Source organism: Bythopirellula polymerisocia, assembly GCF_007860015.1.
GTDB lineage: Bacteria > Planctomycetota > Planctomycetia > Pirellulales > Lacipirellulaceae > Bythopirellula > Bythopirellula polymerisocia.
In genome coordinates, this window is sequence record NZ_SJPS01000002.1 from 1 (window position 1) to 14328 (window position 14328).

17 protein-coding genes are annotated in these 14328 nt (G+C 52.9%); 3 read left to right on the forward strand and 14 right to left on the reverse strand.

From position 1 onward, the window contains the following. The first annotated feature begins 73 nt into the window (after nt 1-73). The 3 genes from Pla144_RS06275 (at nt 74) to Pla144_RS06285 (ending at nt 1832) form a co-directional block, all read left to right on the forward strand. Entirely contained in the window at nt 74-454 is a 381-nt protein-coding gene (locus Pla144_RS06275) for an IS630 transposase-related protein (RefSeq protein ID WP_146449102.1), read from the forward strand. Beyond that, complete coding sequence (locus Pla144_RS06280; RefSeq protein ID WP_146449104.1) at nt 382-1014, forward strand: IS630 family transposase; 633 nt, start codon at nt 382-384, stop codon at nt 1012-1014. Before Pla144_RS06275 ends, Pla144_RS06280 begins: the two co-directional genes overlap by 73 nt. Continuing rightward, on the forward strand, nt 972-1832 hold the full coding sequence (locus Pla144_RS06285) for a PEP-CTERM sorting domain-containing protein (protein ID WP_146449106.1): 861 nt from the start codon (nt 972-974) through the stop codon (nt 1830-1832). The genes Pla144_RS06280 and Pla144_RS06285 overlap by 43 nt, the downstream gene beginning before the upstream one ends. Before the next feature lie 256 nt (nt 1833-2088). Here the strand turns inward: Pla144_RS06285 and Pla144_RS06290 are convergent, their stop codons facing one another. The 14 genes from Pla144_RS06290 to Pla144_RS06355 form a co-directional block, all read right to left on the reverse strand. Then, nucleotides 2089-3570, reverse strand: coding sequence for a sulfatase family protein (locus Pla144_RS06290; RefSeq protein WP_146449108.1), 1482 nt, complete (start codon nt 3568-3570; stop codon nt 2089-2091). Nucleotides 3571-3606: 36 nt separating this feature from the next. Continuing rightward, entirely contained in the window at nt 3607-5385 is a 1779-nt protein-coding gene (locus Pla144_RS06295) for a hemophore-related protein (RefSeq protein WP_146449110.1), read from the reverse strand. Between the two features lie 408 nt (nt 5386-5793). Beyond that, a complete protein-coding gene (locus tag Pla144_RS06300) occupies nt 5794-6105 on the reverse strand; it encodes a hypothetical protein (protein ID WP_146449112.1) in 312 nt (103 codons plus the stop codon). A 19-nt stretch (nt 6106-6124) separates the two neighbouring features. Further along, entirely contained in the window at nt 6125-6676 is a 552-nt protein-coding gene (locus Pla144_RS06305; protein ID WP_146449114.1) for a hypothetical protein, read from the reverse strand. A 164-nt stretch (nt 6677-6840) separates the two neighbouring features. Further along, nucleotides 6841-7710, reverse strand: coding sequence for a DUF1559 domain-containing protein (locus tag Pla144_RS06310; protein WP_146449116.1), 870 nt, complete (start codon nt 7708-7710; stop codon nt 6841-6843). A gap of 4 nt (nt 7711-7714) precedes the next feature. Continuing rightward, on the reverse strand, nt 7715-8143 hold the full coding sequence (locus tag Pla144_RS06315) for a hypothetical protein (RefSeq protein WP_146449118.1): 429 nt from the start codon (nt 8141-8143) through the stop codon (nt 7715-7717). After that, nucleotides 8140-8646 carry a prepilin-type N-terminal cleavage/methylation domain-containing protein gene (locus Pla144_RS06320; protein WP_146449120.1) on the reverse strand — a complete coding sequence of 169 codons (507 nt, stop codon included), beginning with the start codon at nt 8644-8646 and terminating at the stop codon, nt 8140-8142. Before Pla144_RS06320 ends, Pla144_RS06315 begins: the two co-directional genes overlap by 4 nt. Next, a complete protein-coding gene (locus tag Pla144_RS06325) occupies nt 8643-9131 on the reverse strand; it encodes a type II secretion system protein (RefSeq protein WP_146449122.1) in 489 nt (162 codons plus the stop codon). Before Pla144_RS06325 ends, Pla144_RS06320 begins: the two co-directional genes overlap by 4 nt. Beyond that, nucleotides 9128-10234, reverse strand: a complete 1107-nt coding sequence (locus Pla144_RS06330) for a type II secretion system F family protein (RefSeq protein ID WP_146449124.1) — start codon at nt 10232-10234, stop codon at nt 9128-9130. Before Pla144_RS06330 ends, Pla144_RS06325 begins: the two co-directional genes overlap by 4 nt. A gap of 4 nt (nt 10235-10238) precedes the next feature. Further along, complete coding sequence (locus tag Pla144_RS06335) at nt 10239-11432, reverse strand: type II secretion system F family protein (protein ID WP_197530429.1); 1194 nt, start codon at nt 11430-11432, stop codon at nt 10239-10241. Between the two features lie 11 nt (nt 11433-11443). Then, entirely contained in the window at nt 11444-12445 is a 1002-nt protein-coding gene (locus Pla144_RS06340; protein ID WP_146449128.1) for a type II secretion system F family protein, read from the reverse strand. 151 nt (nt 12446-12596) lie between these two features. Beyond that, nucleotides 12597-13001 (reverse strand): GxxExxY protein, encoded by a 405-nt coding sequence (locus Pla144_RS06345; RefSeq protein ID WP_146449130.1) that lies wholly within the window; start codon nt 12999-13001, stop codon nt 12597-12599. 268 nt (nt 13002-13269) lie between these two features. Continuing rightward, nucleotides 13270-13650, reverse strand: a complete 381-nt coding sequence (locus Pla144_RS06350) for a hypothetical protein (protein WP_146449132.1) — start codon at nt 13648-13650, stop codon at nt 13270-13272. Beyond that, nucleotides 13637-14209, reverse strand: a complete 573-nt coding sequence (locus tag Pla144_RS06355; protein WP_197530430.1) for an RNA polymerase sigma factor — start codon at nt 14207-14209, stop codon at nt 13637-13639. The genes Pla144_RS06350 and Pla144_RS06355 overlap by 14 nt, the downstream gene beginning before the upstream one ends. Between the last annotated feature and the right edge of the window lie 119 nt (nt 14210-14328).

Below are 14328 nucleotides of genomic sequence, written 5' to 3' on the forward strand. Positions count from 1 at the left end.
GTGTTGCATGTAGCTCTAGCGCCCTCTAGGTAAGTTAGTTAATCTAGGTTCACCAGAAACAGGAGGTGAACCGATGTTAGCTTACTCGAAGGAATTTCGCCGTGAGGTCTTGGCGGCTTGTGATGGAGGTGGTGGCACCCGTGAAGTGGCTTTACGTTTCGATGTCTCCGAATCTTGGGTACGTCGGATCAAGCAGGAGCGGCGCGAACAAGGGAAGTTAGCTCCATCGACTACCCGCAAGCGTCAGAAGAGTTGGGAACCTTATGCGGATTGGATTCTCGCCAAGTTAGATGCACAGCCGGATATCTATTTGCGTGAATTGGTAGCCGCTGCTGAAGACGAACTAGACTGGGAAGTCTCTGATATGACGCTTAGCCGCGCATGCCGGACATTGAAGCGTACGCGAAAAAAAAGACGCTCCTCGCCGCAGAGCAGAAGCGGGAAGACGTCGTAGAAGCCCGTCGTCAGTGGGTGGCCGAGCAGCTAACTATTGTCCCAGATGAAGTAGTTTTCCTTGATGAGACCTGGGCCAAGACGAACATGACGCGTACCTATGGCCGCAGTCTGCGGGGAACGCGTTTAGTGCAGTATGTACCAAACGGTCGTTGGCAAACGAACACGTTCTTGGGAGCCATGCGTTCTACCGGTTTTGTAGCACCTTTGTGTGTTGAAGGGGCAATCAACGGCCGTATCTTCTTAGCCTGGGTAGAACAACACCTTGTTCCCACGTTGAAGCAGGGGGACGTGGTCGTGATGGACAATCTCTCCAGCCACAAGGTGAAGGGAGTTGTCGAGGCGATCGCAGCCGTGGGTGCTGAAGTGCGTTACTTGCCACCCTACTCGCCGGATCTCAATCCCATCGAGTTGGCATTCAGCAAGTTCAANAAGCTCTTACGNGATGGAGCCCAACGTACCATAGAAAAACTAACCGAACTCTGTGGAAGAGTTCTCGATCTATTCACCGAACATGAATGCCGAAACTACCTCCGACATTGCGGATACCGCTACAAATAAACGTTGACGAGACTAATGCAAGAGTAATCGTTACTGCGATTTGCCTTTCTCTGTCTTTCATCGCTCAGACATTCGCAGCACAATATAGTCTGGGTGTCAGTGTTGAGCGGAAGCATAGCTTCAACGCTGAAGCAGTTTACAACTTCGATTTCTTTATATCTAGGCAGGATTCTGGCGAAAATAAGTTCTTGGAACTCGTTTCTCCCCAGGGATTTCGATATCAAGAAAGTATTCCTCCGTTTGACAATATAATCATACAGCAAAGCGGAATATCTCTGAATGAATTAAGCAACGTCCTTCCTGGGAACTGGATTTTTGAAGAAACAATCAATGGAATTAAGAAGAGCTATCAGATAACACTGCCACAACTTCCTGACGAATTCTTGAACATCTTAACTCCAGTCATTACATCGCCGTCCAACGGTGCAACTGTCGGGAAAGTATTTGATCTAACTTGGACAAATCCACAACCCAATGGAATTGCCCTGTCCTATTTTACTGATCCTCAGTTGGGTTCTTTTCCACGCGGTACGTTCATTGGTCATGGACCTGGAGATTATACTGTCGATCTTACGCGAATTGATGCTCCGTCAAAAATCGAGTTTACCCAATTTAGCATCATCAATCAGCTTGATCCAATTTGGATTCGCCCGACGCCACTGACGTTTAACTCAGACGCAAATTTCTTGTTTCAAAATTTACTGTTTAAGGTTTTCTCGCCTAGTATTGACTTTACAGTTGTGCCAGAGCCGAATTCAATTTTGCTAATGGTACTCGGCGGTATTGCGGCACTCGCTTGTCGGGGTAGCGTTCTGTGAGAACGCTGTGGATGCAGAGACATTCAAACAGGCTTCTCTACAATTACAGCTTGGATTATCAAGCATTATTACCGTCGAATTTGTTATCCGTTGCAGCTTCACTGCCCACCCCTAAGTACCGCGGCTTTATCGACCTCCGCTACTATGAGTTATCCCCACTTAAGCCCCTTTTCGGAAATAGTCAGCAGAATTTCGGACGACCTGATGTTCTCGCAAAAGGCGTTTTTTGCGCAGTGAAAAGTAACCAATCACGCACTCATTCGCTCGTTCCGTGGGGGCGAATCTCTGTGCCTTCACGGTTGGTCAGCTTGTCGCCAAGCGCCGTGCGGGCGGTTTCTGCTCCTTTCGTCAGGCGTGCGACAATCTGCGGGTGTCGACGGGCCACATTTTTCGTTTCTCCTACGTCGTTTTTCAAGTCGTAAAGCTCCAGGCCCGTCTTGCGCTGGCTGTAGGGCACAGGCACGCCATCCTGTCCACCCGGTTTGCCGGCCAGGGTTCGGTATTGATGCGGGAAGTGCAGTTTCCAACGGCGATCACGGACCGCGTGCAGTTCACCGCCATAGTAGCAATAGAAAATCTCATGCGGACTCACGGCATCCGGTTCACCCGTCATGAGGGGCCAAATGTCTTTGCCATCGATGGTCCGTTCGGGAGGCAATTCGACATCTATCAGATTTGCCACCGTGGGGAGCAGATCGATCGTAGACGCCAATTCGTCGCATTTCGTATCGGCTGGAATCTTGCCTGGCCAACGCATGATGCACGGCTCTCGATAGCCTCCTTCAAACATCGTTCCTTTCCCCTCGCGGAGAGGCTTTGCCGAGCCGGCATGGTTGCCGAAGTTCAACCAAGGGCCATTATCCGAGGTAAAAATCACGAGTGTTTTTTCGTCAAGTTCGTTCTGAGAAATGGCATCGAGAACTTGTCCCACAGACCAATCGATCTCCATTACCACGTCGCCGAAGAGACCCGCGCCGCTCTTGTCGCGAAACTTGCTAGAGACGAACAGGGGCACATGGACCATGGAGTGGGGGACATAAAGAAAAAATGGTCGCTTGGCGTTGCGATTGATAAACTCGACGGCCCTTTCCGTGTAGAGTGTCGTTAGTTGGGCCTGATCGTCGCCGGTCACTTCGTCATCGACGATTCGATTGCCATCGAACAGGGGAAGGTCCGGGTACCGTTGTTTGCGATTTGCGGCTTCCGGGGGTAGCTTCACGTAATCTGGGTGCAATGGCCACATGTCATTGGAGTAGGGCAGGCCAAAATATTCGTCGAAACCATGTTGCAGAGGTAGAAAGGGGGGCAAGTGTCCCAGGTGCCATTTCCCGAAGATCGCCGTGGCATAGCCGCGTTGTTTGCAGAGTTCCGCCATCGTCAGTTCGTCGGAATTAATTCCATGTTTCGCATCGGGTGATAACGCACCCAGGATGCTCACCCGCTCGGGATAACATCCCGTGAGCAGGGCGGCCCTTGAAGCTGAGCAGACCGCCGTCGCCGAAACGAAATCGGTAAACACGCGGCCCTCGCTGGCCATGCGGTCCAAATTCGGTGTGGGATAATCCGTGGCACCGAACGGGCCGATATCCGCATAGCCCATATCGTCGATGAAAATGATGACGATGTTCGGCAGGTCCGCAGCGGGTTCTTCGGCGGCTCGCAATCCCTGGATGAGCCAGAGGCAAGTCAGGATCAATGCAAGAACAGGGACGCGCAAAAGAGAATGACTTCCAAGCATTGATCAACTTTCCGTAATTTGATGATTTGAGTTCAATTACTCCATCTTCGGTAATTCGTACTTCGCTTGCAAGACAGTTCCTTCATCGGACAACAGTCTGCAAAGCGTCTCGTCGCGTAGCACATCCTCGATTAGCATGGGCTTTCCATCGACTTCTGCCCATTGATCGACCAGCCGAATGCCATGACTGTAATCGACATACCAATCGACGTGAATCGTCGTAAGCGGCTGAATCGGTTTTCCATCGAGTTGATGCCAACCATAGATTGCCACGTGCCCAGGGCGATCCGCAAGCTCGTTAGACACTACGACATCTTTTTTGATTCCCGCGAGCAGCGGACCTGAGACGCGATTGTCCAGCTGTCCTTGAATGAGCTGATTGTGATGGTTGAAAGTGGACAAGGTTTCACGATTCGCGGTCAACGGTTGAGGCGCCAGCTTCACCGTTGCAGCGTTGTAAATATCATCCACCATTTTTCGAGTGGGTAAGACGCAGCCCAGCATGTCGGCTAAATGCTGTGCGGTGTAGGGAGTTAGCGGCAGGCGGACGAAATCCTCATTCCCACCAACTGCCAAGTAGTCGGGCGACACCCGATAGACGATTCTATGGACATCGCCAGATTCGGTTTGAATCTCCGCTGAAATCTTCTGAAAGTCTCGCCACCACTCGGGGATATTGCCTTGCAAGATTACCTTGACAAGGGCCGCCTCCCTTTGCGAAGGAGAAGCATCAATAAGCGATTCTACGACAGTGGTGCCTTCGGGTGCATCTGCCCGTCGAGATTGCACAGCGGGTGCTACGCCGTGCAAGGCAGCAGGCTGGAGCGGGCTTGATTCGATCCACTCGGTATAGGTCCGAGTAGGAGCCAGTTCGCTCCAAGCTCCGCGAAGAGGTGTTCCGATCGTGAGCGCAGCGAGCAATCCATTCATCTCACCGACGAGCCGCGTATGCAATATCTTGTTTTCCGGATTGGGATGAACCAGCGAGACAAACCGGCCGTCAAGGCCGACGTACTTCTTGAACGCACCTTGGACGGACTCGTCGATGGGGATCTGGGTCTTAAAATCGTCTACAATCTTCTGGGTGGCGCGAAAGGTCCCACCAGTAGGCCCGACGACTTTCTTGCCGTTGAATTCGATCTCGCGGTCGTCGTATGCTAAGACGATGAGATGGTGTGAGGGGTCAGACTCTAGCCAGTAAATCAACTTTTTTCCATGCTGCTGGTCAGCATCGAAACTATAGTTCGCATCTAAGAACGCAATACGTTCAACTTGTTGAGGAACCTGCTCGACGGAATCTAGGTATCCAAAAAGAAAACTGCCTCCCCCGCTATGACCGGTCAGCACGATATCAACTTCCTTGGAGGGGAGACTCACGGCGAGGGCTTCGACGATTTCGCGGATAATTTGTGGTCCTTTGATTCTTTGACTCTTCCAGCTTGGCCAACTCAGAGCATTGGCCTGCACGCATGCAAGCACCACCGTGCGATCTTGCTCCAAAGTAGCAAACTGCCTCCACTGGGCAGCAACGTGCTGAATATCGAAATGCCAGTCCATTCCCTCGGTCAATTGGCAACCTAGTGTCTGCTCGGCGGTGTTGCCGTTGGGAGTGGCATAGATAATCAGCAAGATCGGCTGATTGGGATCCACGCGATCTGGCGCCGGTGCCATAACAATCGCACGGGCGTCCTCTGCAAAACGGATTTCCCGGACCTGCTCCTGGTGGAAGCCTTGAGCAACGAATCCTGGCCAGAGGTTCGCCTCCGCTCCACTCACCTCTGTCAAAAGCAGTAAGCAAGCGAGGAAACAGCTCATGAATAACTTTCCTATATTGATAGCAGGAGTTCTTAGAATGGCTTTGGGATCCATAACAGCGTAAGGGCCTTGATTGAACAGAAGGAAAGGGAGACAACGGAGAAATGAAAGCTCTGTTTCCTTTGTCTTCTCTGCTTCAAAGTCCTCTATAATGCACTCTTTGTTCTCACTGGCCTCTGAAATAACCCACGACGTGATCGGCGCGGCGATTGAGGTGTCGTGGTTGATCCTCCCAGGAGTTAAATTAGAGTGAGTGAGAAGAGTAGACAGAGGAAACCAAGAAATTGCCCTCCGTTGCCTCTGTTCCCTTCTGTTCAAACCAATCCATGGGCTGACGAAAAATACCGAGGTTACTATTGAGCCTTCCCTGGGAGAGAGAATGAAAACTTGGAGCTATTCACTTGACTGCTATTCATTCGAATATTCAGAACTGTCTTTGGATGGGTTGTCTGACGAGCTTTGAGCTATCCACCAACTATCCGTAGCGATCGCTCCTACGGTCAGGACTCCCAAGACAGCGAGTTCCCACAGCACCAGTTGCGTGCCGTGCTTATCAAGCCAGGCAAAGAGGGGATGGCCTGACTGGCTGGTGGCTTCGATGTTAGTGCCATTGACCGCCAGAAAAGCCATGAAGCCATAGGCGAACACCGTGACTACGAACACCATCCCCACTGGGATGAGCAACGTATAGAACGGGTTTTTCCATTTCTTGGCAGCCATGTGGCGAGATTTCTTGGGATTATTGGCGGGGACGAACCGCTAGTGAGGATTCAATCGCCGTGAGTCGCGCCTCGGCAATTTGGCGTTCGCTCTCGCTGCCGTGTTTAGCAACCCGTCGATAAAAGACTCGGGCCAACTCTGCCTGCCCTGCCCCTTCAGCTGTCTGACCTCGCCGCAAATAGGTGGCGGCCCGTTGGGCTTCGAGCCAGTTCGTTGCGCTCGTATCAACAGGGCGCCCCAGCACATCGTGCTTCGCCCCTCGTCGACGGGCGGCCTCGGCCAAGACTTCCCTATCCATCTCGGCGAGATCGATTACGGTTGCACTCACTGACAGTCCTCCCGCGAAGGCACTTGTACCCACTGAGCGGCTGCCGACGCGATCAAACCGAGTCCGCGTGCTTCCGCCAATGCTTCCCAAGGAAACTGTCCCCCGAGTGGGCACGACGACGGTCGTCGAAACTCCGAAATAGTGAAACGTCGGCAACTGAACCGTCTGGACCTGAGTTACCTGGGCATTGGAGTAGCTAAACATCGTTGTCGAAAGTAACAAGGCCAAGCAGCGAGCTTTCATGAGAGGCCTCCTGTGGAATCAAAGAAAACAATCGCACAACGCAATTGTACTCCTCAATAGCCGATGGCAGCAAGCCAAAGGGATTTTCAATCTCTTTGAGAGTGAATACTGCGACCGCGTCGCCATAAATCCGTGACTCGGAGGGACTTGGCAACGAGAAACGATCAATACTCTTTCTGCAAGACACCATCGGCACGGTTGCCCAGTTGTTCGAGCACTTTGGCATCTGTGTCCACATTTAACGCTCGGCAAGAACCATCGGCCAAGGCAGTGTTCACTATTCCGGGATGGGCACTGTCAAATCCGCCAACTTCTAAGGGGCCTGGAGGATCAGCCTGCTGATCTTTTCGTTGTCCCCACGTGAGCTTACCAATCTTGCTCGTGTTCCGTAGCGTCGCGCGGGTGCCACTCACCCATCCAAGACTGCTCTCAAATGGCCACATTTCGCCGAGGAGCAAAGTCTGCGAACTCCCGTCGAGAATATCGCTATAACGAATGTTACTGTTGAGAAACAGGACTCCGTTGTTGTCCGAGTTGATCGGCGTTTCGCTCCCATCGTGGCAACCAGCGTACGTGCCGAAGGCGACGGTTTCGTCTTCATTTTTCTCGTTGCCAGGAAAAGAGGGGCACATCAACAGTGAAACCGACACCGCCCGAATTGGAGCATTGACCGGTGCATAAGCGCCCGCCTTCATGTCAAACAATTCGTAGGCGGTGCGCATCTCCATGTACGGCAGAATCTGTACGATCCAACTAACATGCTGGCCGTCCGGCTCACTGCGGATCGGTCCCGTGGGATTGATGACCCCAGCGGGCAGATGTTCGACTCCGAACTCGTAGTTGTGCGTGGCCAGGGCCAATTGGGAGATATTGTTCAAACAGCTCGTACGCCGGGCAGCCTCGCGTGCCGCCTGCACCGCCGGCAGCAACAGCGCTACCAGAACGCCGATGATGGCGATCACTACCAAAAGTTCTACTAAGGTGAAAGCTTTTTCTGATTTGGAAACTGCATGAGAACGAACTGGGCGAGTCATGGGATTACTCCTTGTTGGAGGCATAAGTTGGATCGAAAGTAAATGTGTAGGTTCGTTGGATACGCCGATGGGAATCCTCACCAAGTCGAGCCGTGACGTTGATTTGGCGAGCTTCTACGGCAGGTTGCGTTGCGATTTCAATGGTGGCGGAGTCTGTCCCTGGAATTGTGTCGACGGCCAACTGCCAGACTTCTCCCTTGTAGTCTGGATCAGCCAAGACCTGTTGGCGAGCACGCAAGATGCCCGCTTCTAGGATTAACTCTGCTTGTCGCAAGTTGCGCTGCTGGCGGACCTCAAGGTGAGATCTCAGTGCCGATCGGATCGTTGCCGTAACCATTGAGGTAATGATTACCAGACAGGCCAACACACAAATCAGGATCGCTCCTTGGCAACCAGATCGTAGTATTCGGCGTTTGCGGAAAATCACACTCATCGTTCTGCTTCCTGGGGGCTGCTCAATCGCACGAGCCGACCTACTTCGACCACGGTGTGCAAGATTGGGCGAGGTTCGACACCGAAGAGTTTCAGGTCGTGGGTGATGGATAGTTCCAATCGACTCGGCGCTTCACTTTCAAGGAACTGAACGACTGCCTCGGGAGGTAAATCGTAGAACTCCCGCTGAGCGACTCCGTCATCAAGTACCTGCTCACGCAGCAAATATTTTTCTGCAATTGTGTAGGTAACTGTCGACTCGTTGGCCATTGAGAGGACCAGCGCGGCTTCTTGCCCCAGATCAACATCCATTGCTCGCTGTACGTCGTGACGAAAATCATGGCTTAGCCGGGTGAGGCTATGACTTACACGGGCCTGATCGCGGGAATTCGATTCCAAATTCAAGGCACGATGCACCACGCCTAACGACAGCACCAAGAGCACACTGCCGACCGATATGGCCGCCATTACCTCAACAAGCGTGAAACCTTTGCGGCGAATCATTGATCTTCCTCCTTGACTTCAGGAGGCTTGATCCATGCCACAAGGGAGAGCGGTTTTGGCTTGCCCAACCGGTCCCATTGAATTTGCAGAGCGATCCGCAAGCCATCGGCGTCGTCAATCGTCTCGGCAGATAGTTGCGGATTGGGCAAACTGGACTGAGCAGCTTGAGAGGGTGCCAACTCAGCAAGTGCAGTTGTTCGCTCGTCTCCCTCCAGGGTAGTGAGTCGCTCGAGTTGATTGGAGACTTCTTCGAGAGCTGATTGATAGTGACGGGTGTCCTGGCGCAGTCGTCCACTCCTTACAGATAGCGGACCAATAAAGGCCATGGCCCCAATCAAGAGCGTGGCGGCCACCAATAGCTCGGTCATGGTGCTACCATGGCGCGTAGGACGGGCACACTTGCCTGTCGTGGGTTCAACGGCCAAGAGTGGCCGTTCTACGGGTAAACCTCTAATTGCCTCTCGACTTAAGTTTATTTTATTCATCCAGAGAGCCCCGAAACCATGTCTATGAGCGGCGACAAACAGGCGATTGCCACGAGCAAGACCGCCCCGGCCAAAAGCAGAATCACCAACGCCTGGAGGAACGTCACCACAATTTCGATCCGTCCCGCCACGCGACCTTGTCTCAGCTGAGCAAGTTGCGTCATTGACCAGGCACGTGATTCGGACGAGGTGGAATTGTCGAGCGCACATGATTCTTGTGGTGAGAGCAAGCGAGCCGTAGCCATGCTATCCCAGACGTCGGTACCCTGCTCTATCTCGTTGCGTACGAACAGCAGTTTATGCCTCACGAGGGTGTCGAAGTGGTATCGAGCCAATGTAGAGATCGCCCCGGCCAGAGGTCTCCCAGCTCGCACTGAGATTGATAGTAGGCTCAGCAAGTCGGCACTGCGCAATTGGGCAACGGGTGGTAAAATCCGTGACCAGAGTTTTCGACGAAAGAATCGGCGAGATCTTTCCGAGAAAATCAACCAGACCATTAGTGCGACTGGCAAAGCGAGAAGATACCAATAATTAACGGCCCAAGTGCTCACTCCAATCATGAGGATCGTTGGTCTTGGTAGTTCCAAGTCGAAATCATCGAAGATGGCTTGATAGCTAGGAATAATCTTGATCAATATGAAACTCAGCACGAACACAAAAATGGCCGTAGTAATTGTGGCATAGAAGGCGATTTGCCGGAGTCGCATGTCTGTCTGCTTCGTAGTCGTGTCGTCACGCTCAAGCAGGTTGGTGAGGATAGCCGGCAAGGTGCCAGCTTGCTCGCCAAACCGGATCGCCAACTGCTGCTGATCCGAGACCACGCCGGGGGTTTGCTCCAAGGCATCCGCCAGCGGAGTGCCCGCAGCCAAACGCCGGGCCAAGAGTCGCAAGCGACGTCGAAAACGAAAGCGATGTTCCGCGGCCAGATTTTCCACCAAGGGTGCTGCTTCCATTCGCTCTGTAGCCGCCACCCGGAGAATTCGCAGCAGGGCTCGCTGTTTCGACGCGAGCCGATCTGCCGGCCACCAAGGTGTGGTCAGTACCGGCGAGAGCCGCTGCACTCCATGTATGAGTCGCACAAAGGTGGGAAACTTGGCTTGCAAGGTGTTATCCTGTGAGTCCGTTGATTAGGTAAACAAGTGGCAAGTAGAGAGCCATCACAACCCCAAATACGACGATCCCTACTAAGAGAATCATGAACTGGGGCATAAACCCAGTACTCCAATCGAACCGGTTGCGGATACGTTCTGCATACAGCTCGGCAACCTCGCGCAATAAGGGCAGGCTCGGCGCACCGGAGGGTCCTGCTCGCAAAGCATAAGATAAAGTTGTTGGCAAACGTGCCTCGCTAGTTGCGGATTCAGAAAGACACCAATCATTCTCGGCAGACGCAGCGAGTCTGTCCGCTTCGATGCGGACCCATTGCTGATTGCTACACTGGCCTGCCATCCGCAAAGAGCAAGAAAGAGAGAATCCCGCCCCCAAGGCTTCGGCCATCGTTCGCGCGAATATCGACAGGGCCGAGAGCTGACTTGAGCTACCGGTCGTAAGCAACCGGAAAACTCGACCAGGGAGGCCCCACGATGTGAGAAAGCGAATTGTATAATAGCAGGCCGCCCCCACGAGCACGATCACTGTTAGCAACCTCAGCGGATGATTGAGTAACTCGTTCGAGAACTTTACGAGGAGCACAGTTAACTCAGGTAAATCGAGATCGAAATCGTCATAAATATCACTAAAGGAGGGAACAACTGCCGCTGCTAAAAACATTAAAACTACCAGCGCCGTCGCAATAACAATCATTGGGTAGATAAGGGTTCGTACTCGCATTGTCCGCGTGCGGTTTCTCTGAGCCGACTCTGATAACAAGTTGTCGAGGGACCGGTGCGTACCCCGCATCACATCATCACCTACGAGTGGCAACAAGATGGCCAGATCTGAATCTCGTACGATTTGCTCGGCGCTGGCTCCATCGCTTAACAGGGAAGCGAGCTTGCGCAACTCGCGCCGAGGGCGACCGGCTGGCAATTCCGCGGCAAACGCCGCTAGCGCTGGAACCAACATCTCGCGTTGTGCAATGAGTTGGTCTAACCGTTCGATCAAGACTTGGTCACAAGCGTCCTGCGAAACAGGTGTCACAATTGCTTGAACAGGCTCGGCAATCTCTACTTGCTGCAGCGATTGAACGGTAAGGCCTTGCCCCTCCAACTCGGCAGTCGCCAGCGCAGCACTCTGGGCCGCAATTCGACCGGTGATCGATTGCCCTTCAGCATTCAAAGCCTGATAGTCATATTCGAGCATAAGATTGTCCATCAACTAGCCAAGTCTCTCATCATCTGGACGTAGGGCCAAAACAAACTCAATCCATACATCATCACAATCGCCCCACTCAGAAACCCGCCGAGTAAGATGGGGAGGGCCGTCTGCCAAACGACAGCCATTCGCTCTGCAGATTGGCGGTAGGTCTGAGCGGCGAAGCTCAGGACTCCTGGCAGCGTTTCGTCGCCCAGGTTTCCAGTCAGTGCCCAACGCACCAGCGGTGGCAACACCGCAAGACGTGGATCATCGGCGTGCACGTTCTGATCCTCGTCACTTGTCAACACATTACATGCTTCCATCAGGGCAGCGTCGCCCGTTGTGCCGCTGGCCAACTGGGCTGCTTCGGCGAGTGGCATCTTGGCACCAACAAGCCGGGCAAGTTCCTCCGCAAATAACGCATGCTTGACAGACTTCAAATAGCGGCGCGCTCCGGGAATCCACTTGGGTGGCTCGTCAGTCCGACGTCGCCAGAGCACAAACGCCAGCAACACTAAGATCGGCACGAGCGGAATCCAGATCTTCATCGTCGCGCGACAGGCTTCCAGTATCCTTACAGGGACGCTCGGCTCCTGGCGAAGCTGCTCGTAGATGTTGGTCAATTCAGGCACAAACAACGCGCACAACAAAATGAATCCGCAATAAGCCAGGGCCAGAACGATCAATGGCTGGACCATGGCTCGCGCCGCAGCAGATCGCAATTCGTCTCGCGCAGCGGACTCGCGCGTCACACCAGAGAGTGTCAATTCCGGCGCATTGGACTCTAGACCGGCTCGCAGCGCGTGTTGATATATGCTCGGCAGGTCAGGATTATTGGTAATCGCAGCTTCGATGTCTTGTCCGAGGCTGGTTCTTAGCTCGAGGCTTTCATTGATTCGCTCGAGTTTACGCTTTGTCGAGGTGACCTTCGGCCCCAAGCAAATCGGCACCCCCGCATCAGCCAAGGAAGCGATTTCCCGATTGATCGCCTGCACAGTTTGAAAGGTAGCATTGGTCATAATTGTAGGCCGGAACGAGTTTCACGAGTTCCGGCAAGGAACGGCTCAATAGTAACTACGGCATTTTCCGGCAGTACTAGGTTGGATTGAACAGGAGGTAAGGGAGACAACAGAGGGCAATTACTCCGTTTCCTCTGTCTACTCTTTTCACTCACTCTAAGTTAGCTCCTGGGAGGATCAACCTCGACAGACCTTTGGTTAGCTTGGGTACGTTGAAGCTGATAATCAATCCTAAAGGGATATCAAGTAGTTTCATGTAACTGAGCAACTGGGCTTTATGGATTGGGTGAACGGTTTCAACGGCTTTGACCTCAACAAACAAGCACTTATCAATGAGTAAGTCGAATTTCAGCGGATCTTCGCGTTCAAAATGCTTATGTCGAATAATTACTTTGTCTTGACTTTGGACCAAATGGCCTCGCACTTCGAGTTCTCGAGTCAAGCACCGCTCGTATATCGATTCCAATAATCCGGGTTCCTTGTCCATGTGTACCTCAATCGCCGCGCCGATCACGTCATGAGTTAATTCAGAGGCTTGTGAAAACAAAGGGTGCATTTTGGAGGACTTTCCCGCAGAGAAGACAAAGGAAACGGAGTGTTCATTTCTCCGTTGCCTCTGTTTCCTTCTGTTCATTCAAGGCCCGTGATCCTCCTATTGATTCAAAAAATACGCGAATAATTCGTGCGAAATGGGGAAGTTATTCATGAGCCGCTCCCAATGTTGCGCTTGGCGAAGTGCAATGCCGGAAAAACACGTTGCTCTTTCCGGCCTATGAGAGTTGATGCGCCACGTCGTTAGATTTGTTCAGAATTCTGCCAGAAGATTACAAAGAATCTCTGAGCAGATTGGCTTGCTTGCTGCGTAACTCGCAGAATGCCTCATAGAGTCCCCAGCCGGGATTGATGCCCCGCTCGAGAGCTTGCTGCCGTTGGGCAAATTCATGATTGATCGCTGTAGCTGCGATAGGTCGCCGAACCGGCCAGCCAAATTGGTTGGTCGCCTGACCGATCGCCACCAAAAGTACCGCGGCAATCATCGCACCGGCACGCCAATTCGTGCGCCGCTGATAACTCGCCGATCGGGCCGCCTCAAGCGTCTTGGGCCGAAGATCGTCAGTCGGCTGGATATAGTTTCCCGCTAGACGGATGGACTCTTCCAGCCCGGCAAACCGGTCACCACGCTGGTTCAGATCAAACTCGTTCATGGATCACCTCTGGTTTCTCGGACACGAGTTTGTGGGATAGCTTTTCCATGCCATAGCGATAACGGCTCGCAGCAGTGTATGCCGATACCTCCAACACTTCGCCAATTTGGTCAAACGTCATTTCTTCCCAGATCTTCAGTACGACGACCTCAGCCTGCTCGGTGGGGATCGTACGCAGCGCAGTCCAAATCGCCCGGTGGGATTCTTCCCGCTCAGCTTCGTCTACCAGCCGCTTAGTCAAGAGATCTGAGAGATTAGCGACAAACACCCAGCGTTTCTTGCGCCGCAAGATTACGAGCGCTTCATTCCGCACCACTCGCAACAGGTAGGACCATGGGTCGCTTGCCTGACAAAGTAGACCTATCCGGCCGGCAACCCGGACCAACGCTGCCTGGACCGCGTCCTCGGCATCGTGTTGGTTGCGAGTAATGGTCGCCGCATAGCGAACAAGCCGCTGCGAGGTTAAATCGAACAGACCCCCTAATGCTGAGACGCCGCTCTCGGCCATGCGCACAGCACAGTCGTGAACCTGCTCCGAAAAAATGAGAGAAGCATCCATTAATCGTGAGGATGCGCGATCGAACGTGATTTGTCTAGCTTTTTTGAGAAAAAGCGAAAAAAACTGGAAAGTCGAGAGCTGAGAGTCAAGGGTCAGAGGGGTGGCTCTGGACACTCGAC